Origin of the sequence: Pseudomonas tructae (assembly GCF_004214895.1) — a bacterium.
Lineage (GTDB): Bacteria > Pseudomonadota > Gammaproteobacteria > Pseudomonadales > Pseudomonadaceae > Aquipseudomonas > Aquipseudomonas tructae.
The window spans coordinates 4,001,866-4,023,740 of sequence record NZ_CP035952.1; the positions used below are offsets into that span (position 1 = coordinate 4,001,866).

General features: G+C 62.4%; 25 protein-coding genes. 18 read left to right on the forward strand and 7 right to left on the reverse strand.

Translation table 11 applies throughout. The annotated features are described in order from the left end of the window. Positions 1–107 precede the first annotated feature (107 nt). Positions 108–980: a LysR substrate-binding domain-containing protein gene (locus EXN22_RS18230; protein WP_130265381.1), complete on the forward strand. Its 873-nt coding sequence runs from the start codon at positions 108–110 to the stop codon at positions 978–980. Positions 981–1,026: 46 nt separating this feature from the next. On the opposite strand, the gene EXN22_RS18235 is transcribed toward EXN22_RS18230, so the two are convergent. The 4 genes from EXN22_RS18235 to EXN22_RS18250 form a co-directional block, all read right to left on the reverse strand. Beyond that, positions 1,027–1,815 carry a suppressor of fused domain protein gene (locus EXN22_RS18235; RefSeq protein ID WP_130265382.1) on the reverse strand — a complete coding sequence of 263 codons (789 nt, stop codon included), beginning with the start codon at positions 1,813–1,815 and terminating at the stop codon, positions 1,027–1,029. A 160-nt stretch (positions 1,816–1,975) separates the two neighbouring features. Beyond that, a complete protein-coding gene (locus EXN22_RS18240) occupies positions 1,976–2,443 on the reverse strand; it encodes a GNAT family N-acetyltransferase (protein WP_130265383.1) in 468 nt (155 codons plus the stop codon). Between the two features lie 24 nt (positions 2,444–2,467). Then, the gene (locus tag EXN22_RS18245) at positions 2,468–3,178 is read right to left on the reverse strand and encodes an NrtR DNA-binding winged helix domain-containing protein (RefSeq protein WP_130265384.1); all 711 of its coding nucleotides are present in this window, start codon (positions 3,176–3,178) and stop codon (positions 2,468–2,470) included. Next, a complete protein-coding gene (locus tag EXN22_RS18250; protein ID WP_130265385.1) occupies positions 3,175–3,735 on the reverse strand; it encodes an adenylyltransferase/cytidyltransferase family protein in 561 nt (186 codons plus the stop codon). The genes EXN22_RS18245 and EXN22_RS18250 overlap by 4 nt, the downstream gene beginning before the upstream one ends. 99 nt (positions 3,736–3,834) lie before the next feature. On the opposite strand from EXN22_RS18250, the gene EXN22_RS18255 reads away from it, so the two are divergent. From EXN22_RS18255 to EXN22_RS18310, 12 genes are all read left to right on the forward strand, one after another. Beyond that, the gene (locus tag EXN22_RS18255) at positions 3,835–4,479 is read left to right on the forward strand and encodes a nicotinamidase (RefSeq protein WP_130265386.1); all 645 of its coding nucleotides are present in this window, start codon (positions 3,835–3,837) and stop codon (positions 4,477–4,479) included. Positions 4,480–4,481: 2 nt separating this feature from the next. Further along, positions 4,482–5,687: a nicotinate phosphoribosyltransferase gene (gene pncB, locus EXN22_RS18260; RefSeq protein WP_130265387.1), complete on the forward strand. Its 1,206-nt coding sequence runs from the start codon at positions 4,482–4,484 to the stop codon at positions 5,685–5,687. Positions 5,688–5,698: 11 nt separating this feature from the next. Then, the gene (nadE, locus tag EXN22_RS18265; RefSeq protein ID WP_130265388.1) at positions 5,699–6,556 is read left to right on the forward strand and encodes an ammonia-dependent NAD(+) synthetase; all 858 of its coding nucleotides are present in this window, start codon (positions 5,699–5,701) and stop codon (positions 6,554–6,556) included. A gap of 21 nt (positions 6,557–6,577) precedes the next feature. Beyond that, the gene (locus tag EXN22_RS18270; protein ID WP_130265389.1) at positions 6,578–7,966 is read left to right on the forward strand and encodes a hypothetical protein; all 1,389 of its coding nucleotides are present in this window, start codon (positions 6,578–6,580) and stop codon (positions 7,964–7,966) included. Between the two features lie 227 nt (positions 7,967–8,193). After that, entirely contained in the window at positions 8,194–8,751 is a 558-nt protein-coding gene (locus EXN22_RS18275; RefSeq protein WP_130265390.1) for a helix-turn-helix domain-containing protein, read from the forward strand. A gap of 85 nt (positions 8,752–8,836) precedes the next feature. Then, positions 8,837–9,406 carry an HD domain-containing protein gene (locus EXN22_RS18280; RefSeq protein WP_130265391.1) on the forward strand — a complete coding sequence of 190 codons (570 nt, stop codon included), beginning with the start codon at positions 8,837–8,839 and terminating at the stop codon, positions 9,404–9,406. Positions 9,407–9,488: 82 nt separating this feature from the next. Next, positions 9,489–9,968 (forward strand): hypothetical protein, encoded by a 480-nt coding sequence (locus EXN22_RS18285; protein WP_115086215.1) that lies wholly within the window; start codon positions 9,489–9,491, stop codon positions 9,966–9,968. A gap of 12 nt (positions 9,969–9,980) precedes the next feature. After that, a complete protein-coding gene (locus EXN22_RS18290; protein WP_130265392.1) occupies positions 9,981–10,223 on the forward strand; it encodes a hypothetical protein in 243 nt (80 codons plus the stop codon). Between the two features lie 133 nt (positions 10,224–10,356). Beyond that, on the forward strand, positions 10,357–10,842 hold the full coding sequence (locus EXN22_RS18295; RefSeq protein ID WP_130265393.1) for a hypothetical protein: 486 nt from the start codon (positions 10,357–10,359) through the stop codon (positions 10,840–10,842). 7 nt (positions 10,843–10,849) lie between these two features. Next, positions 10,850–11,092: a hypothetical protein gene (locus tag EXN22_RS18300; RefSeq protein WP_130265394.1), complete on the forward strand. Its 243-nt coding sequence runs from the start codon at positions 10,850–10,852 to the stop codon at positions 11,090–11,092. 9 nt (positions 11,093–11,101) lie between these two features. Next, positions 11,102–11,344, forward strand: a complete 243-nt coding sequence (locus tag EXN22_RS18305; RefSeq protein ID WP_130265395.1) for a hypothetical protein — start codon at positions 11,102–11,104, stop codon at positions 11,342–11,344. Between the two features lie 227 nt (positions 11,345–11,571). Next, positions 11,572–13,179 carry an ABC-F family ATP-binding cassette domain-containing protein gene (locus EXN22_RS18310; RefSeq protein ID WP_130265396.1) on the forward strand — a complete coding sequence of 536 codons (1,608 nt, stop codon included), beginning with the start codon at positions 11,572–11,574 and terminating at the stop codon, positions 13,177–13,179. On the opposite strand, the gene EXN22_RS18315 is transcribed toward EXN22_RS18310, so the two are convergent. Next, positions 13,156–13,686: a cysteine hydrolase family protein gene (locus EXN22_RS18315; protein ID WP_130265397.1), complete on the reverse strand. Its 531-nt coding sequence runs from the start codon at positions 13,684–13,686 to the stop codon at positions 13,156–13,158. The genes EXN22_RS18310 and EXN22_RS18315 overlap by 24 nt on opposite strands. A 353-nt stretch (positions 13,687–14,039) precedes the next feature. On the opposite strand from EXN22_RS18315, the gene EXN22_RS18320 reads away from it, so the two are divergent. The 3 genes from EXN22_RS18320 (at position 14,040) to EXN22_RS18330 (ending at position 17,265) form a co-directional block, all read left to right on the forward strand. Further along, entirely contained in the window at positions 14,040–15,059 is a 1,020-nt protein-coding gene (locus EXN22_RS18320) for a branched-chain amino acid aminotransferase (RefSeq protein ID WP_130265398.1), read from the forward strand. Between the two features lie 159 nt (positions 15,060–15,218). After that, positions 15,219–15,899, forward strand: a complete 681-nt coding sequence (locus tag EXN22_RS18325) for a response regulator transcription factor (RefSeq protein WP_130265399.1) — start codon at positions 15,219–15,221, stop codon at positions 15,897–15,899. Next, complete coding sequence (locus EXN22_RS18330; protein WP_130265400.1) at positions 15,877–17,265, forward strand: sensor histidine kinase; 1,389 nt, start codon at positions 15,877–15,879, stop codon at positions 17,263–17,265. The genes EXN22_RS18325 and EXN22_RS18330 overlap by 23 nt, the downstream gene beginning before the upstream one ends. A 59-nt stretch (positions 17,266–17,324) precedes the next feature. Here EXN22_RS18330 and cysS read toward each other — a convergent pair whose 3' ends face one another. Both cysS and EXN22_RS18340 read right to left on the reverse strand, forming a co-directional pair. After that, on the reverse strand, positions 17,325–18,707 hold the full coding sequence (gene cysS / locus EXN22_RS18335; protein WP_130265401.1) for a cysteine--tRNA ligase: 1,383 nt from the start codon (positions 18,705–18,707) through the stop codon (positions 17,325–17,327). A 9-nt stretch (positions 18,708–18,716) separates the two neighbouring features. After that, complete coding sequence (locus EXN22_RS18340; protein ID WP_130265402.1) at positions 18,717–20,420, reverse strand: glutamine--tRNA ligase/YqeY domain fusion protein; 1,704 nt, start codon at positions 20,418–20,420, stop codon at positions 18,717–18,719. Positions 20,421–20,634: 214 nt separating this feature from the next. Here EXN22_RS18340 and EXN22_RS18345 point away from each other — a divergent pair, with 214 nt between their 5' ends. After that, positions 20,635–21,138, forward strand: coding sequence for a peptidylprolyl isomerase (locus tag EXN22_RS18345; protein ID WP_130265403.1), 504 nt, complete (start codon positions 20,635–20,637; stop codon positions 21,136–21,138). Next, positions 21,135–21,857, forward strand: coding sequence for a UDP-2,3-diacylglucosamine diphosphatase (gene lpxH, locus EXN22_RS18350; RefSeq protein WP_130265404.1), 723 nt, complete (start codon positions 21,135–21,137; stop codon positions 21,855–21,857). Before EXN22_RS18345 ends, lpxH begins: the two co-directional genes overlap by 4 nt. The last annotated feature ends 18 nt before the right edge of the window (positions 21,858–21,875 follow it).

Genomic DNA, 21,875 nt, shown 5'->3' on the forward strand with positions numbered 1-21,875 from the left:
ACAGCGCATGGACGTTTTATGCTGTTGGCGGTTGCCACAGCCAGAATCTAAAAGGTCTTTACTGATTCAACCAACGTTATAAATTCATCGGGGCATTCGAAAAACGCATGGATAAAATTCGCCACCTGCCTTCGCTGCAAGCCCTGCAGGCACTGGTTGAAGTCGCCGACGCCGGCAGCTTCACCCAGGCCGCGCACTCCCTGTGCCTGACCCAGAGCGCGGTGAGCCGCAAGATCCAGTTGCTGGAGAGCCATTTTGGCGTGGCCATGTTCGTGCGCAGCAGCCGCAGCCTGCAGCTCACGGCTGAAGGCGAACAGGTGCTGGCCAGCGCACGGAGCATTTTCGAACAACTGCACACCCTCCAAGAGCGCCTGTCACCGCAACAGCGCCCGTTCCGCATCCGCATGCATGTGTCGCTGGCGGTACGCTGGTTGCTGCCCAAGCTCAGCGAGTTCTACCGCTTGCACCCGGACATCTCGCTATCGATCGAGACTGTGGCCACAGAGCGGGTGGAACCGGCCAGCGACAGCGACGCCTACATCGCCTACCTGCCCGAACCCTCCCAGAACTCGGCCTGCTCGACGCTGTTCGAGGAAACCCTGGTACCAGTGTGCACGCCCGGGCTCGGGCTGGATTCAGAGGCGGACCTGGTGCGTTTTGCCCTGTTGCACGGCTCCACCGACCAGCAGACCTGGAGCCAATGGCTGGCGGCGCGAGGTGGCAAGCCGCGGGAGGACTATCGGCACATCCCGTTCAACCTCGATGAACTGGCGCTGGATGCGGCGGCGCGGGGCTTGGGGGTGGCGATGACCGACCTGACCCTGGCTGCCGAATCGATCGATCGCGGCGTACTGATCGTGCCGTTCGGGCAGCCGCTGAAAACCGGCGGGGTCTATTCCTTGTGCCTGCAGGCCGCCGGGGCCGGGCACCCGGCGTGTGCGCGGGTGATGCAGTGGTTTGCCGAGCAGCGCGGCGGCTGACAGGCATCAGCCCGCTCCCACAAGGGAGCTGTGTTGAGGCCACACATCACACCACGCTGGCGCGCTGCAGGCTGCTGACATGCCCCACACCGGCCGCTTGCAATCGGCTTACCAGATCACTGCGGGCCGCGCCGCCGCCTGCGCGGATGTATTCAAGCTCGGCCGCGGTGATCAACACCACCGGCACCAGGGTCACCGGCGACAGCGGCATGCCGTCCAAACGGATCGGGAAGTCTGGCACCAGGCCACCCAGCAGCACGCCGATGCAGTCGTCCTCGGTGACGAACTGCGCGGGAACCTGGCTGCTGATGTGGTGGGACTCGCTAAAGCCAGGCAGCTCCAGCGACAACGCACCGTACCTTTCCAGCTGCGGAGTGATGCCACCGGCATCGGCCACGGTCTTGGCAACGTTCTCGATCAACTCGAATGCCCAGCTGCGCTTGAACGGGTCAACCTCACCCAGTGGCCCACGGGCATGCTCGGGGATGTCCGCTGTTTCAACAAACAGCTCCATCTCGAAACCATTACCCTGCCCTTCGTCATCGTCGAAGGGGTCAGACAGGCCTTCGGTGGCCAGGATAATCGAGTCGCCACGGCGCACCACCCGGTAGGCCTGACGGGTCGAAGGCCAGTGTGGGCCACCGGAAAAGCTCGGGCTGATGAGGTAGGCCAGGACATCGTTTTCCACAGTACCGACGCTGCTCCAGTGACGGTCCAGGCAGGCTTCGCCGGCTTGCCTGGCGGCCTGGTTGTCGGCTTCAGCTGGGGTGATGGCTGGGTCTTGCGGGGGCGCTGGTTTTTTCAATGAATCGAGTAGCGTTTTGAAGATGTTCATCGGCGGTCCTTGCTGGGTCTCTTGCATGGATTCTACCGCAACCCCCACACGGTAGGAGCGGGCTTAACCCGCGATAGCATGATGTCAGGCACATCGCATCGCGGGGCAAGCCCGCTCCCACAGGTCCTTCACCTTTTCTGAGAACAGCAACTCAGAGGGCCTACTGCCCAAGCAACTCCCGCGACATCAACCACTGCGCCTTGCCCCATGCCCGGAACTGCTCGCGCACGCTCCAGCCGCGTTTGGCGTAGTACGCGCTCTGGTCGTGGGTGTGCAGGTACAAGGTGGCCACACCGCGCTCCCGGGCTTGCTGGCAGATTCCTTCGATCAGCTTTTCTGCCAGCCCCTGACCGCGCGCTTGCGGCTCGACCAGCACACACGCAAGCCAGGGCCCTAGCTCCGGGCGCCCGGGCAGGTCATCGCGGGCCAGCACCGCGCCACCGAGCAAGCGGCCGTCTTGCAGGGCGATCAGGCATTGCCAGTCACCGTTGCGCTGGCCCTCGGCAAACTCGCGCTGCCACTCTTGGAGCGAGATATCGGCGTATTCATAGCTGAATTGCCGATACAGCCGCTCAGCGAAGGTGTCGCAGTGCTGCATGTGTTGTTCAAGCCATTCCAGATTCGGCATGTGCAGTCCTTATGGTGTGCTGGCTCAGGTACCCGAGCGCTCGGGCAACAGACTACGGTCAAACACGAAGGGTGTCTCGGCTTTGGGCGTGTGCTCGAACAGTTGCTGGGGCCGGCCCATTTTCGGGAAGTTCTTTTCGCCGGTGTCGCGAATCCAGCCCTCGTCCTTCATGCGCTCCAGGCGCTTGCGCAGGGAGGTGTTGTTGACGGGGTGACCCAAACAGGCCTGCACCGCATTCAAGGCATCGAGCACGGTGAAGCGCTCCGGCGCCAGGTACAGCGGCAGGTTAGTGTAAACCGCCTTGGACGCCAGGCGCTCGCAGGCCAGTTGCACCAGCAGGTTATGGTCGAACGGCAACACCTGCTTGCGGCCGATGACGCTGGCGACGTCGACAAAGCACAGCTGCTCGCTGCCGGCCTCGACCTGCGGGCCGAGCAAGGCCAGGTAGTAGGTGCTCATCGACCAGCCGCGCGGGTCGCGAAAGGCGTTGCCTTCAGTGCCGACTTGCTCCAGGTGCCGCGGCAAGATCCGCGCTTTTTCGCTCATTGCCCGGTCAGCCGCGGCCGCCAGGGTGTTGTCCGGGGTGCGGCCATTGACGATCACTCCCGGCAGCGCCCATTCACCTTCGTGGGGTGCGCGCTCGCGCCGGTACAACAGCACTTGCAACTGCTTGCTCTCGGGGTTCAGGCGCAGCGCGACGATGTCGACGCTGGCCAGTACTTCTGCAGCACTCACTGTGGACTCCTATACACCTCAAACTCTTCAACGATGTCGGGCAGGCACCAGGCCGCCGGCAGCGCCTGGCCACTGCGCAGGCCGGCACGGATCGCCGAGCTGTGCACGCCCAGTTGCTCTTGGGCCACCAACAGGCCGAAGTCGTCCAGCAATTCCTGGCCACGATGGAAACCCGCGACATTGGCCTGGTTGTCTTCGCCGATGACCAGAGCGATATCTGCGCGGGCAATACCGCTGCGTTCGCTCAACGCGCACAGCAGGTCATAGGTGTACACCGCCCCGCCCTCGCCGCCCAGCTCGCGCTCCACGGCCGAGCAACTGACCCGTTCGCTACCGATGCGCGCGATCAACCGCTGCAGCCAGCGGCAACGCAAATCGAAGTCAACCATGCGCTTGCCATGGGCGTGCCGGTAACTGGGCACCACGACCACCTGGTCGGCCCACTGCAGCGCCCGGGTGATCACGCTCAAATGCCCGGGATGCGGCGGGTCGAAAGCTCCGCCGTAGACCGCCAGGCGAAACCGTGCCGGGCCCGACTCATATATTTCACTATCCATACTATATCCACCATGGCCTTTTCTGGAAAAGAAAAATCAGTTGACACACATATTACACCTAGTGAATTATATGTCCACACCAAGCGCAGGAGCCACCCCATGAAAATCGCCAGCTTCGATGTCGACGCCCAGAACGGCTTCACCGACAACGCCCCCGACGAGTTGCCCGTCCCCGGCGGCGCCGAGATCGCCCCGGCCCTCAACGCCATGGCCGAGCGGGCCAGCCTGCGCATCGGCAGCAAGGATGCGCATACACCCAAAGCCGCCTGGGTGGTGGCTAGCCACAGCGAAATGCTGCAGCCGCTGGACATGGCCAACGCCGACCTGACCTGGGTCAGCCACTGCGTGCCGGGCACCCCAGGCTTCGAACTGCTGCCGGGCCTGCCCGCGCCGATCGACTACGACTTCTTCGTCTGGAAAGGCATCGAGCCTGACCTGCACCCCTACGGCGCCTGCTACCACGACCTGGCCAACCGTCGCTCCACCGGGGTCATCGAGTACCTCAAGGTGCAAGGCGTGGGCGCGGTGATCGTCGGCGGCCTGGCCCTGGATTTCTGCGTCAGGACCACCGCCCTGCAATTGCAGGCAGCAGGGTTCCAAGTGTTTCTCTACCAACCGGCCTGCCGGGCGATTTCTGCCCAGGGCGGCGCGGCGGCAATGGCCGAGATGACCGGGCAAGGCGTGATCGCCTGCGCCGACCTCGCCAGCCTCGACCAGCAACTGAACGCATTCAAGGGAGCATGAACATGAGCGAGAGCGTCTTCGGTCCAAACATCATCCAGAACCTGCTGGACACCGACTTCTACAAGATCACCATGATGCAGGCGGTGCTGCACAACTACCCCAACGCCGAGGTGGAATGGGAGTTCCGCTGCCGCAACAGCGAAGACCTGACCCCGTACCTGGCCGAGATCCGCTATCAGATCGAGCAGTTGGCCGAAGTGTCGATCACTCAGGACCAATTGGCTTACCTGGGGCGCATCCCCTTCATCAAGCCGGACTTCATCCGCTTCCTCAGCCTGTTCCGCTTCAACCTGCGCTACGTCCACGTTGGCATCGATGACGCCGGGCAACTGGCAATCCGCCTGCGCGGGCCGTGGCTGCACGTGATTCTTTACGAGATCCCGCTGCTGGCGATCGTCTCGGAAGTACGCAACCGCTACCGCTACCGTGACGTGGTGATGGAGCAGGTCGGCGAGCGCCTGTACGAAAAACTCGACTGGCTCAAGGCCGAGGCCTCGCCGGCGGAACTGGCCGGCCTGCAACTGGCTGATTTCGGCACCCGCCGGCGCTTCTCCTACCGCGTCCAGGAGCACGTGGTACACACCCTCAAGCAGGACTTCCCCGGGCGTTTTGTCGGTACCAGCAATGTGCACCTGGCCCGCGAGCTGGACATCAAGCCGATCGGCACCATGGCCCACGAGTGGTTCATGGCCCACCAACAACTGGGGCCACGGCTGATCGACAGCCAGGTTGCCGCGCTGGAATGCTGGGTCAAGGAATACCGCGGCCTGCTGGGTATCGCCCTGACCGATTGCATCGGCATGGACGCCTTCCTCAAGGACTGCGACCTGTACTTCGCCAAGCTGTTCGACGGCCTGCGCCACGACTCCGGCGACCCGCTGCTCTGGGCCAACAAGGCCATCGCCCACTACGAAAAACTGGGCATCGACCCGAAGAGCAAAACCCTGGTGTTCTCCGACGGCCTGAACTTCGCCAAGACCCTGCACCTGTACCGCGAGCTCAGCCCACGGATCAACGTCAGCTTCGGCATCGGCACCAACCTGACCTGCGACATTCCCGGTGTTGAGCCGATGAACATCGTGATCAAGATGACCGCCTGCAACGGCGCACCGGTGGCGAAGATTTCCGACAGCCCGGGCAAGACCCAATGCCGCGACGACAACTTCGTCAGCTACCTCAAACACGTGTTCAAGGTCCAAGGCCAATAAAGGAGCAGCACATGAACAGTCGTCAGATCGAGATTGCCAAGGCCCTGGGCGTGGTAGCGCCCTTTGCAGATAGCGCTGCAGTAGTGGAAGAGATCCGCCAGCGCATCGAGTTCATCAAACAGACCCTGCTCGACGCCCGTCTGAAGGTGCTGGTGTTGGGCATCAGCGGCGGCGTCGACTCCTCCACCGCCGGGCGCCTGGCGCAGTTGGCGGTTCAAGCACTGCGCAGCGAGCACAACGACCCAAGCTACCGCTTCATCGCCATGCGTCTGCCCCACAACAATCAGCACGACGAGGCCGATGCCCAGGCGGCGCTGGCCTTTGTCGGCGCGGATGAATGCGTCACGGTGAACATCGCCGACGGCGTCAACGGCCTTGCCGGGCAAGTGCCGCAGTTGGCCGAGCTGGCCGACGGGCAACGGGATTTTGTCCTCGGCAACGTCAAGGCACGGATGCGCATGTTGGCCCAGTACACCCTGGCCAATGCCCGTAACGGCCTGGTGATCGGTACCGATCATGCTGCCGAGGCGGTAATGGGCTTCTTCACCAAGTTCGGCGACGGCGCCTGCGACCTGGCGCCCCTTACCGGGTTGTGCAAGGGCCAGGTGCGGGCCATCGCCGCCGCACTGGGGGCCCCCGAGCACCTGGTGCACAAGCTGCCCACCGCCGACCTCGAAGAGCTGCGCCCGGGCCTGGCCGACGAGCAGGTCTACGGCGTCAGCTATGCGCAGATCGATGCTTTCCTGCAAGGCGAACAGGTCAGTGAAGCCATCGCCAGCACCATCATCAATGCCTACGACAAGACCCTGCACAAACGTCAATTGCCCAAGGCACCGGCCAGGGGATTCGCTACAATGCCAGCCCTTTGAATGGACTCACCGGAGACTGTTGTGCAACGCCTGATCCTCACTGCCCTGTGCACTGCCACCCTCGTCGGTTGTGCAACGCTTTCCAAAGAAGAGGTCGACCAGTACATAGGCACCATGCTGACCCAGCCGCTGTCGGCCGCCAGCCTGTTTCGCGAAGGCGATGTGTTGAACTTCCAGGTCAGCGTACCGGCCAGCAACGGCCTCAGCGAACGCAGCTTCCAGCTTGAAGCCTCGTGCGTTGAGCCGAACATTGCGATCATGTACCTGGATGCCGACCAGCGCACCTACTTCCAGAGCCCCAACGGCTATGCCCCGCCACAGCCGATGCCGGGTCGCTTCCACGCCGCTCTGCTGAAGAACCCAAGCTTTGCTGCGGCCTGCAAGACCCAGCCCAAGCCTGACTGGCGCAAGCTCAAAGGGGAAGAAGGCGAGCCGTGGGTGCTGGTCGACCGCAACAGCATTCGCAAGATGGGCAACGACGTCAGCCTGTGGGCGGCCTTCGACCAGCCGAGCATCCTCATAGACCTGCCGTACAACGCACCCTATGCACAGAAGCGCGAGCATCACCGCTTCAATTGCAGCGCCGGTACCGACACCTTGCTGGCCGGCTACGATGTCGATGGCAACAACCGGGTGACCGACGGTAGGGTTCCGTCGCTGCCCAAGCCCGAACCTGTGGCCGGCAGCAACGCCGACTACCAGGCGCTCTTTGCCCTGGCCTGTGGGGCAGCGGATAAGGTCGCGCAGTTGGCCCCCTTCGCCACGCGCCCGAAGGCACCGACTGCCACCGGCACGTTGCCGCCGGTCAGCCCGTCGGTGATGGTCGCTCTCGAGCGCCTGCAACTGCCCAAGCCCGTGCAGTCACTCAAGTACCTGGAAGCCGTTGGCACCTCGACCATGAAGGGCAGAAGCTCGTCCATGCACGAGGAGCACTTCCTGTCGATTGATGGCAACAGCCAGCAACTGCTGGTGATTCAGCGCGGCAGCAGCTACGAAGTGCAAAAGGTGACCTGGCGCGGCCTCATTCCTCTGGTGAGCAAGACCGACTATACCGTCATGAACGAAAGCAGCGCGTTGACCAGCCTGAGCTTCAAGGGCGATTGGAAGACCATGGCCGTAGGCAGCAAGCTTGGTTACACGCAGCAAGGAGCGACCCAGAACAATGTGCTCGGCGAGTACGGCAAAGAACTGAAAATCACCGAATGCACGGTGATGCAACAAGTGCCGGCCAGTACGCTGCACGCCAGCTTGAGCGGCAACGCCAAGGCGCTGGACTGTAGTCTGGTAGGTGACAAGTACCAGCGCGTCGACCACCTGTTCTACCTGCAAGACTATGGCTATTTCTTCAGTGCCAGTACCGACAAGAACGCGTTTTCCTATCACGATCTGCGCTTGCAGACGGTGAAGTAAGCCGGTGGACGCAGGACCTGTGGGAGATTCTATGGTCCATGCAAAGGCCTCATTGTGGGAGCGGGCTTGCCCCGCGATTGCGATGTGGCTTCCAGAATGCTATCGCGGGGCAAGCCCGCTCCCACAGAGATCGCGCAAGCTTTTTAGATTTTCATCAAGACAGTTGCTCCCACAGGTCCAGCCGAACGGATTTGCAACCTCCACGTGTGGGCTGGCACACTTCGCCCATGCTCGACACTCCACTCAAACCCGCCCAACTCGGCGTCGCCCTGCGACGCTGGCGCCTGCTGAACCGCATCAAGCAGGCCCATGCCGCGCAGCTGTTTGGCGTGGCGCAGTCAACCGTCTCGCGCTGGGAAAACGGCAGCCAGGCCATGGAGCCCAGCGAACGCGTGCTGATCGAAACCCGGCTCGCCGCACGCCTTGACGCCCCCGCCGAGCAGGCCCTGGCCCGCCTGGTCAGCGACAGCCCGCGCCCCGTGCACCTGGTCTGCGACCTCAGTCACCGCCTGCTGGCCTGTTCCCCTGCCCGCGCGGCCCAGTTCAGCATCCCGCTGAGCCAATTGCTCGGCCGTTCCCTGTGGCGTTACTGCAGCGCAGAGATCGTCAACAAGGAAGCCGCCCTCGACAGCCTCGGCTGGCGCGAAGTGCTGGCACCATCGGCAGTGGAATTCTCCAGTGGCAGCAACGACTCGTTGATCGTCCCCATCACCCAGAGCCTGTGCCGCTGGACCCGCATCACCCTCTCCGACGGCAGCGCCGCGCGGCTGGTGGAAACGCTCTGACACCACCCGGATTTTTTATCCATGGAGGTATGGCGCCCGCCGGCCTAGGCTTTGCTGCATGCCCACCACCTGGATCGACACTCCCATGAGCAGCACTCTCACGGGCCGCCTGGCATTCCTGCGCGAGGCCGAGAAACTCAAGGATGTACTGCGCAGTGCCCACACCTCCAGTGGCCGCACCGAAAGCACCGCCGAACACAGCTGGCGCCTGTGCCTGATGGCCATCGTCTTTGCCGACCAGTTGCCGGCGCTGGATATGCTCAAGGTCCTCAAGCTCTGCGTCATTCACGACCTGGGCGAAGCCCTGCACGGCGACATCCCGGCGGTCAGCCAGGCGGCCCATCCAGACAAGAGCGAGCAGGAACGCGCCGACCTGCTGGAGCTGACCCGCTCGCTGGATCCTGGGCTGCAAAGCGAGATCCTGGCCTTGTGGGAAGAATACGAACACGCCAGCAGCGACGAAGCCTTGGCGGTCAAGGCGCTCGATAAACTCGAAACCCTGCTGCAACACACCCAGGGCGCCAACCCGGCCGACTTCGACTACACCTTCAATCTCGATTACGGGCGCAAGTACACCAGCACCAACCCGCTGTTCCAGGCCCTGCGCGCACTGATCGACGAAGATACTCGCCGCCTGGTCGCCAATGAGCCGTAGATCACAGCCCCTGGCGGAATGATTTGCACCCACGGCGATCCTTGTACAGAATCGCCGCCTTTGCCTCGAAAGGATGCGTGCAATGAAGTTCGAAGGGACTTTCCAATACATGGGCCAACACGGGATCGTCTTCAACGTCTCGCAGATAACCCTCACCGACAGCGAACGCGGGCGCCTGCGCGAGCTGCATTTTGGCGAAGCGAAAAGCGCCCACTACGAGGTCAACAGCAAGGTGGTCGAGGTCTACGACAAGATGCTCGCCAAGAACCTGCCGTGCACCATGATGATCGGTATCTCCAAGCCACTGACCCGCCAGCAGGGCGACGTGCTCAACGCCCAGCGCACCAAGATCGCCAACCTCGCAGCCTCCGCCTTCGCCGGCGCCACCAGCTCCGTCGCCTCGCCCTATGTGGGCGTGCCAGTGGGTGCAGGAGTGCGCATGTATGCCAACGAAATCCTGCCGACCTACCATGCCGGCGACGTGCTGGTCAGCATCGAGGCACGGGTCAATGGCGGCATCGGCCCGCAGAGCACCATCTCGACCCTGATCATCAAGACCTGACCGGAGGCGCACATGTCCGAGATTACCCAGCTGGTTTTGGCCCTGGTGCTGTTCTTTTTGCTCGATCGCTTTCTCAAGCCCTATCCGCTACGCAAATGGCTGGGCGTGGTGCTGGTGGCGGTTGGTGCGGTCGGCTGCGTGGCGGCCAGCCAGACCCGCTGGTTGGGGGCGGACCTGGGGCTGCTGTCGATCTTCGCCGTGGCGTTGGGGGTGGGACTGTTCCTCAAGCGCCGTCGGTTTGAGCAGGTTGGCTGAGATTTCCCATTTGGGATTTGTCCTACCTTCTTGTCGGATCGGTACGGCATACGCCCGAAGTTGATTTGGGCATCTTTCCCTGCACGTCGATGAGGTGCGCCTGGCGCGTCTGTATCACACAGGGAAGGTTGTTGTGCAGATCGAAAAAACCTATGAGTACGCCGGCAACTTCGGCATCGTTTTCCATGTCTCGCAAATTGTGGTCATGCCGGAGGATCGCGTACGGCTGCGCGAGTTGCATATCGGCGAGGCGAAGGGGGCGCACTACCAGGTCAACAAAATGCTCGTGGCGCTCTACGACAGAATGCAGGCCGGCATTCGAGCTTGCGAGATGAAAATCGCTATCTCCCAGTCATTAAGCCGTCAGCAGGCTGATAGGCTGAACAGCCAGCGCATTGACGTTATCGCTGTCATCGGAGGCTACCTTGGGGGCGCCACCACTCTGCTGGGAACGCCTGTTTTCGGATCCCTCGTTGGATCCGCCGCTGCCTCTCTCGCCGAACCACGCCTACCGATTTACCATTCCGGCGACATCATGATCAGTATCCAGGCATCCGTCAGTGGAGGTATCGGCCCCCAACGATCAGCTTCCTCAATGATCATCAAGAATCAAGGCTGAAGACGACATGGCAGAATTCAGCCAACTCTTCCTCGCCTTCTTCATCTTTGTTGTGATCGAGCGCCTGCTCAAATCCAGCACACTCCGAAAATGGTTCAGCCTGGCGTTATTGCTGGGCGGTCTACTGGGTAGATTCACGCTGGAAGGTATCTACTGGCTCGGCGTTGACCTGCACCTGATTGCACTTTTTGCGATTCTTGGTGGCCTGGAGTTGTTCTTTCGGCGCAACCGATTCGATGAGGACGCTTGAGTAAAGCCCATGTCAGACGTTACCCAACTGTGCTACGCACTGATCCTGATTTCATTTATGGATCATTGCCTGAAACCCTACTTACTCCGCAAATGGCTGGGACTGGCGCTCATGGCAGCTGCCTTTACGTTGCTGTTTGTGCCAGGCGGCCTCTACTGGCATGAGTTGAATCTGAAACTATTCCCTTTGTTCGTATTATTCGCGGGTTTGACCCTAGTCAAGGGACGCCGCAAGTTTCAACCAGACGCATAAACGAATATGCCAAACGCTTGAAGCAGAAGACTGGATAGCCAGCTTCTTGGCGTCCGTTATCACGGGACAGGCCCAGCTTTACCTACAGCTCTCTACCCCCTAAACTGTCCCCTCCCCCATCTCCCCCGAGGTATTCGTCCAATGCGCCATTAATGCCGCCGTCTTTGCGACGGCCAGTCTTCAGCCCCTTTTCCTGGGGAAGTCGCGGGCATTTTGTGGAGTTTTGCATGACGAATACGTCAATCCTGACGCTGGACTGCGTCACCCTGGTCTTGCCCGATGGCAGGCTGTTGTTTTCCGATCTTGTCGAGACATTCGACCAGCGCCGCACCGGCCTGGTCGGGCGCAATGGCGTGGGCAAGTCGCTGCTGGCGCAGTTGCTGGCCGGGCGTGTTGCGCCCAGCGCAGGCCGTTGTTTGCGCAATGGGCGGGTGCACTATCTGGGTCAGCAACTGGCCGCTGCCGATGCCACGGTGGCGGACCTGACCCAGGTCGGCGAGGTGATCGATGCCCTGCTACGCATCGAGGCTGGCAGCACTCAGCCGGCCGACTTCGATACCGTCGGCGAACGCTGGGATATTCGCGAACGCCTGCAAGCACAGCTTGATCAGCAAGGTCTTGCGCAGCTCAGTTGGGACACGCCGGCAAGCCGCCTCAGTGGCGGCCAGGCCATGCGTGTGGCGCTGCTCGGAGCCTTTGTCAGTGATGCCGATTACCTGATCCTCGACGAGCCCAGCAACCACCTGGACGGCGCCAGCCGCAAGACGCTGATGACCTGGCTCGAGGGCTGGAGCAAGGGCTTGCTGGTGATCAGTCACGACCGCGCGCTGCTTGAACGCATGGAGCGAATCGTCGAGCTTTCGGCCCTGGGCCTGAACAGTTACGGCGGCAGTTACAGCTTTTATGCCCAGCGCAAAAGCGAAGAGACCGAGCAGGCTGAACGCACGCTGGACCGCCTCAAACTCGAACGCCAGCGCCTGGCTCGCGAGCTGCAGCAACAGCGCGAGCGCCTGGAGCGCCAGCAGTCCCGTGCCAGCAAAGGCGCGCGCTCGGCCAACCAGGCGAAGATCCTCCTCGACCGCAAGCAGGAGCGCAGTGAAACCACCGCCGGCAAGCAGCAACGTGATCATCAGGGCGCGCGCCAGACCCTGAATGCACAAGTGCGCGATGCCGCGCAGCAGGTCGAAGCCAGCAACCCGATCGTGATCCATGCGCCCGCGCCGCAGCGGCCGATCGGCAGCCAGGTGGTGGCCCTCACAGACCTGCAGTTGCCCTATGCACACCCAGGGCTGATCAATGCCAGCCTGTACAGCGGTGAGCGCCTGGGCCTGACCGGGGCCAATGGCAGCGGCAAATCAACGTTGCTCAAGGTCCTGGCGGGTCAATTGGCGCCCATCGCGGGTCACTGTGAGGTACACGGGGAAGCCGCCTTGCTCGACCAGCACTGCAGCCTGCTGCCCGCCGAACAATCAGTGCTCGATTACTTGCGCGAGGCCACCGGCAATCGGGATGAAAGCACCCTGCGCACACGTCTGGCGCAACTGGGCCTGGGTGCTGAGCGCATCACCTTGCCCAGCGGCGTGCTCAGCGGCGGTGAACGGCTCAAGGCGACGCTGGCCGGGGTGCTGTACCGCGACAGCCCGGCGCAGTTGCTACTGCTCGACGAGCCGAGCAACCACCTCGACCTGCCCTCCCTCTGCGCCCTGGAAAGCATGCTGCGCCAGTACCGCGGGACCCTGCTGGTGGCGTCCCACGATCAGGTATTCATGCAGCAACTGGCGCTGGACGGCTACCTACAGTTGGGCGAAGGCTCAGAACTGCACGTCTGCAGTTGATTGCAGACGGGCAAAGGCGCCGCCCAGGGTCAGGTTGTGGTGGCTGATGATTGCCTCGGCAGACAGACCCGGGGTGTCCATGCAGGTGTGGGCATCGCTGACCAGCACCACGTCAAAGCCCAGCTCGCGGGCGACCCGGCAATTGGTGTCGACGCAGTACTGGGTCTTGAGACCCGCAATGACCAGCTCTTCGATAGCGGCCTTGCGCAGTTGCTCGGCCAGCGACGTGGCAAAGAAAGCACTGGGACGGGTTTTATTAAAGACGCTATCGCGTGCAGGATCGATCGCCAGCGCCGGCAGCAACTGCCACGCGGGGCTGTCTACGGCAATCGGCGAGCCTTCGGGGCCGGTATGGCGCACCGCAAACACCGGTGCCTGGGCGGCGTGGGCCGCAGCGATCAGGCTGTTGACCCGATTCAGCACCTGCTCACCCTGCCAGGGCTGTTCGGGGCCGTGGAACAACCCCACTTGCATATCCAGGACCAACAGTGCGCGTTTTGCTTGCATCTTCATCTCTCCGTGAAAGGCCAGCCCGGACGGAGAAACGACAAGGCCCCGTCCATTGCTGGCGGGGCCTTGGATTACCTGCTGCCTTAGGTTAAGCAGCCGTACCCACCCCGCATATGGCGGTAGTAGTGGTACGCGACGAGGTCAGCAGGCAAATCTTCATGCTTTGATAATGCGCCCGGGCTTGCCGGTGGTCAACGCCTGACGCGATGGACGGGCGCAAGATTTTCACTGCGACCAAGGTCCAATCCATGACTGGGCGTTCCCGATCTGCACGGGATGTATTATCGTGGCCGAGTGCGCAATAAGAACCGCCTGCCCGAGCAGGCGTCTGTAACCGAATCGAGGGTGCCATGAGTAACGAAAGCATTAACTGGGACAAGCTGGGCTTCGACTACATCAAGACCGACAAGCGCTACCTGTCCGTGTTCCGTAACGGCGAGTGGGATAACGGCACCCTGACCGAAGACAACGTGCTGCACATCAGCGAAGGTTCCACCGCGCTGCATTATGGCCAGCAATGCTTCGAGGGGATGAAGGCCTACCGCTGCAAGGACGGCTCGATCAACCTGTTCCGCCCGGACCAGAACGCCGCGCGCATGCAGCGCAGCTGCGACCGTCTGCTGATGCCGCGGGTGCCAACCGAACAGTTCATCGACGCCTGCAAGCAGGTGGTCAAGGCCAACGAACGCTTCATTCCGCCCTATGGCAAGGGCGCGCTGTACCTGCGACCGTTCGTCATCGGCACCGGTGACAACATCGGCGTGCGTACCGCGCCGGAGTTCATCTTCTCGATCTTCGCCATCCCGGTCGGTTCGTACTTCAAGGGCGGCATGACCCCGCACAAGTTCCTGATCTCCGACTTCGACCGCGCCGCGCCACAAGGCACCGGCGCCGCCAAAGTGGGCGGCAACTACGCCGCCAGCCTGCAGCCGGGCTATGAAGCCAAGAAGGCCGGTTTTGCCGACTGCATCTACCTGGACCCGCTGACCCACAGCAAGATCGAGGAAGTCGGCTCGGCCAACTTCTTCGGCATCACCGCCAACAACGAATTCGTCACGCCCAAGTCCGCTTCGGTGCTGCCAGGCATCACCCGCCTGTCGCTGATGGAACTGGCCGAATCGCGCCTGGGCCTCAAGGTCATCGAAGGCGATGTCGAGATCAACAAGCTCGATCGCTTCATCGAGGCCGGCGCCTGTGGTACCGCTGCCGTGATCACCCCGATCGGCGGCATCCAGTACAACGGCAAGCTGCACGTGTTCCACAGCGAAACCGAAGTCGGCCCGGTGACCCAGAAGCTCTACAACGAGCTGACCGGCATCCAGAGCGGCGACATCGAAGGCCCGGCGGGCTGGATCGTCAAAGTCGCCTGATACGCTGAACCGTCATCGCGGGGCAAGCCCGCTCCCACCCAACCTGTGGGAGCGGGCTTGCCCCGCGATGCTCTCCCCCCCTAGATGAATTTTTCTTTAACCCGGGCACCGCCTATTCTTTGGCACAATCAAGTCTCTACCCGCCGCCCAGGTAAAAGCATGCCCCGCGTACTGACTATCGAAGACGACGCTGTCACCGCCCAGGAAATCGTCGCCGAGCTTTCCAGCCATGGCCTGGAAGTGGAATGGGCCGACAACGGTCGTGAAGGCCTGGCCAAGGCCATTGCCGGTGGTTACGACCTGATCACCCTGGACCGGATGCTGCCGGAAGTCGATGGCCTGACCATCGTCACCACCCTGCGCACCCTGAAGATCGCCACGCCGATCCTGATGATTAGCGCCCTCTCGGATGTCGACGAACGGGTTCGCGGCCTGCGCGCCGGCGGTGATGACTACCTGACCAAGCCCTTCGCCTCGGACGAAATGGCCGCCCGCGTCGAGGTGCTGCTGCGGCGCAACAGCGTGCCCCTGGCGCAAACCCGCCTGCAAGTCGCTGACCTCGAGCTGGACCTGATCAACCATGAGGCCAAGCGCGGCGAGCAGACCCTCAACCTGCTGCCCACCGAGTACAAGCTGCTGGAGTTTCTCATGCGCCATGCCGGCCAGGTGATCACCCGGATGATGATTTTCGAGGAAGTCTGGGGCTATCACTTCGACCCGGGCACCAACCTGATCGACGTGCACATCGGACGCTTGCGCAAGAAAATCGACGCCGCTGGCCAGACACCGCTGATTCGCACTGTGCGGGGCTCGGGCTATGCCATTGCCGAACCCGTCTAAGGGCTGGAGCTCGTCGACCAGCCGCTTGCTGGCACTGTACAGCTTCCTGTTCGTGGCCTGGAGCAGCATCCTCATGGGGGTGCTGTACTTCGAAGTCTCAGGCTACCTGAACAAGCTCACCCGCCACTCCTTGCTGCAGCGCCAGCACCTGTTCGCGCACATGAGCGGCAAACAGCTCGACGACGCGTTGATCGCAAGCCAGGCCTTCGAAGAGCGCAGTTTCGATGCCTATGGGCTGTTCGATGCCCAGTTCAATCCGCTCGGCGGACAGATTCGCCAGGTGCCGCCCGAGCTGGGCCTGGATGGCAAGATCCACGAGCTCAGCCGCTGCCTGGACGCCGACGACCCGCACCTGCCCCGCGACAGCTGCGATGCAGTGGCGATCAAGGTCCGTGATGGCCGCTGGCTGGTGCTGGTGCGCGACAACGGCTCACTGTTCGTGGTCACCCGGATCATCCTCCACGCCCTGCTCTGGGGCCTGTCGCTGACCATCATCCCCGGCATCGCCGGCTGGTACCTGCTGCGCCGCAGGCCGCTCAAGCGTATTCGCGCGATCCAGGCCAGCGCCGAGCAGATCGTTGCCGGTGACCTGACCCGGCGCCTGCCGCTGTCGGCGCGGCGCGACGAGCTGGACATGCTCGCGGCCATCGTCAATGCCATGCTCGACCGTATCGAACGGCTAATGCATGAAGTCAAAGGCGTGTGCGACAACATCGCCCACGACCTGCGCACCCCGCTGACCCGCCTGCGCGCCCAGCTCTACCGCATTCGCCAGCAGGCCGGCGATGACTCGCCGCAAGCCGAGGCACTGGAACAGGCAATCGGCGAAACCGACACGCTGATGGCGCGCTTTCGTGGCCTGCTGCGCATCAGCGAGCTGGAAGACCGCCAGCGCCGCGCCGGCTTTGTCGAGCTGGACCCCCATGGCCTGCTGCTGGAGCTGCACGACTTCTACTTGCCGCTGGCCGAAGACGGCGAAATTGACCTGCAGTTGCAGATGCCCGAACAACTACCGGCCTTGCACGGTGACCGCGAACTGCTGTTCGAGGCGCTGGCCAACCTTGTGGGCAATGCGATCAAGTTCACCCCGGCGCAGGGCCAGGTACTGATGCGAGCACTGAGCGATGGCGACAGTGTGCAGATCGAGGTGCATGACAGCGGCCCGGGGATTCCCGCAGACGAGCGCGGTGCGGTGTTGAAGCGTTTTTATCGCAGCGAGGAAGGCCAGCGCCACCCGGGGTTCGGGCTTGGCTTGTCGATCGTTGCGGCGATCGTCGATTTGCATGGCTTTGAGCTGGAGGTGGGGGTGAGTGAGCTGGGCGGGGCCAGGTTGGTGTTGCGCTGCAGGACGGGGGTGGTCAGTTAGGGACTCATCGCGGGGCAAGCCCGCTCCTACAGGTAGGAGCGGGCTTGCCCCGCGATTGCTCAGTCAGCCAAGCGCCAGGTCGTGCCGCCCTTGCCGTCTTCCAGGACCACGCCCATGGCGGTGATCTGGTCGCGGATACGGTCGGATTCGGCCCAGTTCTTGTCGGCGCGCGCTTGCAGGCGCGCCTGGATCAGCGCTTCGACTTCGGCCGCATCGACCTTGCCTTCGGCACCGGCACGCAGGAAGTCATCGGCTTCAAGCTGCAACACTCCGAGCAGATCACCCAGCTCACGCAGACGACCGGCCAGGCCGGCAGCAACCTGTGGCTCGCTGTCGCGCAGGCGGTTGATCTCGCGCACCAGGTCGAACAGCACGGCGCAGGCTTCGGGGGTGCCGAAGTCGTCGTTCATCGCCGCTTTGAAGCGTTCGACGTAGGCCTCGCCACCCTCGGCCGCTACTCGCGGCAGGCCGCGCAAGGCATGGTAGAAACGCTCCAGCGCGCCCTTGGACTCGCGCAGGCTGTCTTCGGAGTAGTTGATCGAGCTGCGGTAGTGGCTCGACACCAGCAGGTAGCGCACCACCTCGGGGTGATACTTGTCGAGCACATCGCGAATGGTGAAGAAGTTGTTCAAGGACTTGGACATCTTCTCGCCGTTGATGCGAATCATCCCGCAGTGCATCCACGAATTGGCGTACTGCTTGCCAGTGGCGGCCTCGCTCTGGGCGATTTCGTTCTCGTGGTGCGGGAACTCCAGGTCGTTGCCACCGCCGTGGATGTCGAAGCTCTCGCCCAGGCAGCAGGTGGACATCACCGAGCACTCGATGTGCCAGCCCGGACGGCCCGGGCCCCAGGGCGATTTCCAGCTCGGCTCGCCCGGCTTGACGCCCTTCCACAGGACGAAGTCGAGCGGGTCCTGCTTGGCTTCGTCGACCTCGATACGGGCACCGATGCGCAGGTCTTCGATCTTCTTGCGCGACAGCTTGCCGTAGCCGACGAACTTGCCGACCCGGTAATACACGTCGCCGTTACCCGGCGCGTAGGCATAGCCCTTGTCGATCAGGGTCTGGATCATCGCGTGCATGCCGGCGATATGGTCGGTGGCACGCGGCTCCTGGTCCGGCGGCAGGATGTTCAGGCGGCGCTCGTCTTCATGCATCGCATCGATCATGCGGGCGGTCAGGGCGTCGAAGCTTTCGCCGTTCTCGTTGGCCCGGTTGATGATCTTGTCATCGATGTCGGTGATGTTGCGCACATAGGTCAGGTCGTAGCCGCTGTAACGCAGCCAGCGGGTCACCAGGTCGAAGGCGACCATGCTGCGCCCGTGGCCCAGGTGGCAGTAGTCGTAGACGGTCATGCCGCAGACGTACATCCGCACCTTGTTGCCTTCAAGCGGTTTGAAGGCTTCCTTGGTCTTGCTGAGCGTGTTGTAGATGGTAAGCACGAGAGTTCCTTAGCTGCCCCACGAATCGCGCAGGGTCACGGTGCGGTTGAACACCGGGCGACCCGGCTGGGAGTCTTTCAGGTCGGCGCAGAAGTAGCCTTCGCGCTCGAACTGGAAGCGGTCTTCTGGCTGGGCCTGGCCCAGGGAAGGTTCCGCACGACAACCGGTCAGCACCTGCAGCGAATCAGGATTGATGTTGTCAAGGAAGTTGCCGCCATCTTCGGTCTTCTCGGGGTTGGCCGAGCGGAACAGGCGGTCGTACAGGCGTACTTCGCATTCGACGCTGGCATTGGCCGGGACCCAGTGGATCACGCCCTTGACCTTGCGCCCCTCGGGGTTCTTGCCCAGGGTGTCGGGGTCGTACGAGCAACGCAGCTCGACGATGTTGCCATCGGCGTCCTTGATCGCCTCGTCGGCGCGGATTACGTAGCTGCCGCGCAGGCGCACTTCACCGGCAGGTTCCAGGCGCTTGTAGCCCTTTGGCGGCTCTTCCATGAAGTCGTCGCGGTCGATGTAGATCTCGCGCTCGAACGGCAGTGCGCGCACGCCCATGTCTTCTTTGGGGTGGCGCGGCAGTTCGAGGTTCTCGACCTGGCCTTCAGGGTAGTTGGTGATAACCACCTTCAGCGGACGCAGCACGCACATGGCGCGTGGCGCGGTGCGGTCGAGGTCGTCACGGATGCTGAATTCGAGCATCGACATGTCGACCACACCGTCGGAGCGGTTGGTGCCGACCATGTCGCAGAAATTGCGGATCGAGGCCGGGGTGTAGCCACGACGACGGAAGCCCGACAGGGTCGACATGCGCGGGTCGTCCCAGCCGTTGACGTGCTGTTCATCGACCAGTTGCTTGAGCTTGCGCTTGCTGGTGATGGTGTAGTTCAGGTTCAGGCGGCTGAACTCGTACTGGCGCGGCTTGGCCGGCACCGGCAGGTTGTCGAGGAACCATTCGTACAGCGGACGGTGGCCTTCGAACTCCAGGGTGCAGATCGAATGAGTGATGCCTTCGATGGCGTCCGACTGACCGTGGGTGAAGTCGTAGTTGGGGTAGATGCACCACGCATCACCGGTCTGGTGGTGATGGGCATGGCGGATACGGTAGAGGATCGGGTCGCGCAGGTTCATGTTCGGCGAGGCCATGTCGATCTTGGCCCGCAGCACGCGCTCGCCGTCCTTGAACTCGCCGGCTTTCATGCGCGCGAACAGGTCGAGGTTGTCTTCGACCGAACGCTCGCGAAACGGGCTGTTCTTGCCAGGCTCGGTCAGGTTGCCGCGGTATTCCTTGGCCTGCTCCGGGGTCAGGTCGCAGACGTAGGCGTTGCCGGCCTTGATCAGCGCGACAGCCCAGTCGTGCAACTGGTCGAAGTATTGCGAAGCGTAGCGCACCGGGCCGGTCCACTCGAAGCCCAGCCACTTGATGTCGCTCTGGATCGCGTCGATGTACTCCTGGTCCTCTTTGGCCGGGTTGGTGTCATCGAAACGCAGGTGACAGGCCCCACCGAATTCCTGGGCCAGGCCGAAGTTCACGCAGATCGACTTGGCATGGCCGATGTGCAGGTAACCGTTGGGCTCTGGCGGGAAACGGGTGACGATGCTGCTGTGCTTGCCCGAGTCCAGATCTGCCTGCACGATCGGGCGCAGGAAGTTCGCAGGGATGACGGGAGCGCCTTTGGCAGCGGCGTTGGGAGCGGTGTCGGCAGTGGGCTTGCTCATAGGATCCTTGAATACGGGGGGCACGGCCTGGGTAGGCCGACTGAATCAAAGCGCTTATCATAGCCGAAGCGGTCGAGCTGCCGACAGGCCAAATAGCAGCTTCAAGCAACAAGCTTCAAGCGAAAAGACGAACGCGGTGCGCTTTTTCTTGCAGCTTGCCGCTTGAAGCTGGAAGCTACCCCCCGCAAAAACTCCGAATAGAGCGAATTTCAACATGTCCAAAATCAAATTGACCACCAACCACGGCGACATCGTCATCGAGCTGAACGCCGAGAAAGCCCCGATCACCGTGGCCAACTTCATCGAGTACGTTAAGGCTGGCCACTACAGCAACACCGTGTTCCACCGCGTGATCAAGGGCTTCATGATCCAGGGCGGCGGTTTCGAGCCAGGCATGAACGAAAAACGTGACAAGCGTGCCAGCATCCAGAACGAAGCTGACAACGGCCTGAAGAATGACAAGTACAGCATCGCCATGGCCCGTACCATGGAGCCGCATTCGGCCTCTGCACAGTTCTTCATCAATGCCTCGGACAACGACTTCCTCAACCACAGCGGCAAGAACGTGCAAGGTTGGGGCTACGCGGTATTCGGCAAAGTGACCGAAGGCCGTGAAGTGGTCGACGCCATCGAGAAAGTCGCCACCGGTTCCAAGTCCGGCCACCAGGACGTGCCGAAGGACGACGTGATCATCGAGAAAGCCGAGATCATTGAGTGATACTGCTGATCTCTGATCTGCACCTGCAAGAAGAACGCCCGGACATTACCCGGGCGTTTGTTGATCTGCTCGACGGTCGCGCGCGGCACGCCGAGGCGCTGTACATCCTCGGTGACTTCTTCGAGGCGTGGATCGGCGACGACGCCATGACGCCGTTCCAGACCTCGATCTGCCAGGCCCTGCGCGCCTTGAGCGACAGCGGTACGCAGGTCTTTTTGATGCACGGCAACCGCGACTTCCTGCTCGGCCAGGCCTTTTGCAAGGCCGCAGGCGCAACCCTGCTGGCCGACCCGAGCGTGGTCGAGATGGGTGGTGAGCCGGTGTTGCTGATGCACGGCGACAGCCTGTGCACCCGCGACCTGGCCTACATGAAAATGCGCCGTTACCTGCGCAACCCGCTGAGCCTGTGGATTCTTCGGCACCTGCCGCTGAGCACCCGGCAAAAGCTTGCACGCAAGCTGCGCAGCGAAAGCCGGGCGCAGACGCGGATGAAGGCCAACGACATTGTCGATGTGACCGCCGAGGAAGTGCCGCGGATCATGCAGCAGTTCGGGGTTCGCACCCTGGTGCATGGCCATACCCATCGACCGGCGATTCACAAGCTGGTGGTTGGCGATCAACCGGCGCGGCGCATCGTGCTGGGGGATTGGGACCGGCAAGGCTGGGCGCTGGAAGTGGATGAGCACGGGTTTCAACTGCAACCTTTTGCTTTTCCTTGAAGCCTCATCGCGGGGCAA

Excerpts from the sequence above, each read along its gene's own strand:
- EXN22_RS18230 (WP_130265381.1), top strand. The coding sequence starts at position 108 with ATGGATAAAATTCGCCACCTGCCTTCGCTGCAAGCCCTGCAGGCACTG.
- EXN22_RS18235 (WP_130265382.1), bottom strand. The coding sequence starts at position 1,815 with ATGAACATCTTCAAAACGCTACTCGATTCATTGAAAAAACCAGCGCCC.
- EXN22_RS18240 (WP_130265383.1), bottom strand. The coding sequence starts at position 2,443 with ATGCCGAATCTGGAATGGCTTGAACAACACATGCAGCACTGCGACACC.
- EXN22_RS18250 (WP_130265385.1), bottom strand. The coding sequence starts at position 3,735 with ATGGATAGTGAAATATATGAGTCGGGCCCGGCACGGTTTCGCCTGGCG.
- EXN22_RS18255 (WP_130265386.1), top strand. The coding sequence starts at position 3,835 with ATGAAAATCGCCAGCTTCGATGTCGACGCCCAGAACGGCTTCACCGAC.
- pncB (WP_130265387.1), top strand. The coding sequence starts at position 4,482 with ATGAGCGAGAGCGTCTTCGGTCCAAACATCATCCAGAACCTGCTGGAC.
- nadE (WP_130265388.1), top strand. The coding sequence starts at position 5,699 with ATGAACAGTCGTCAGATCGAGATTGCCAAGGCCCTGGGCGTGGTAGCG.
- EXN22_RS18275 (WP_130265390.1), top strand. The coding sequence starts at position 8,194 with ATGCTCGACACTCCACTCAAACCCGCCCAACTCGGCGTCGCCCTGCGA.
- EXN22_RS18280 (WP_130265391.1), top strand. The coding sequence starts at position 8,837 with ATGAGCAGCACTCTCACGGGCCGCCTGGCATTCCTGCGCGAGGCCGAG.
- EXN22_RS18285 (WP_115086215.1), top strand. The coding sequence starts at position 9,489 with ATGAAGTTCGAAGGGACTTTCCAATACATGGGCCAACACGGGATCGTC.
- EXN22_RS18290 (WP_130265392.1), top strand. The coding sequence starts at position 9,981 with ATGTCCGAGATTACCCAGCTGGTTTTGGCCCTGGTGCTGTTCTTTTTG.
- EXN22_RS18300 (WP_130265394.1), top strand. The coding sequence starts at position 10,850 with ATGGCAGAATTCAGCCAACTCTTCCTCGCCTTCTTCATCTTTGTTGTG.
- EXN22_RS18305 (WP_130265395.1), top strand. The coding sequence starts at position 11,102 with ATGTCAGACGTTACCCAACTGTGCTACGCACTGATCCTGATTTCATTT.
- EXN22_RS18310 (WP_130265396.1), top strand. The coding sequence starts at position 11,572 with ATGACGAATACGTCAATCCTGACGCTGGACTGCGTCACCCTGGTCTTG.
- EXN22_RS18315 (WP_130265397.1), bottom strand. The coding sequence starts at position 13,686 with ATGCAAGCAAAACGCGCACTGTTGGTCCTGGATATGCAAGTGGGGTTG.
- EXN22_RS18320 (WP_130265398.1), top strand. The coding sequence starts at position 14,040 with ATGAGTAACGAAAGCATTAACTGGGACAAGCTGGGCTTCGACTACATC.
- EXN22_RS18325 (WP_130265399.1), top strand. The coding sequence starts at position 15,219 with ATGCCCCGCGTACTGACTATCGAAGACGACGCTGTCACCGCCCAGGAA.
- EXN22_RS18330 (WP_130265400.1), top strand. The coding sequence starts at position 15,877 with ATGCCATTGCCGAACCCGTCTAAGGGCTGGAGCTCGTCGACCAGCCGC.
- EXN22_RS18340 (WP_130265402.1), bottom strand. The coding sequence starts at position 20,420 with ATGAGCAAGCCCACTGCCGACACCGCTCCCAACGCCGCTGCCAAAGGC.
- EXN22_RS18345 (WP_130265403.1), top strand. The coding sequence starts at position 20,635 with ATGTCCAAAATCAAATTGACCACCAACCACGGCGACATCGTCATCGAG.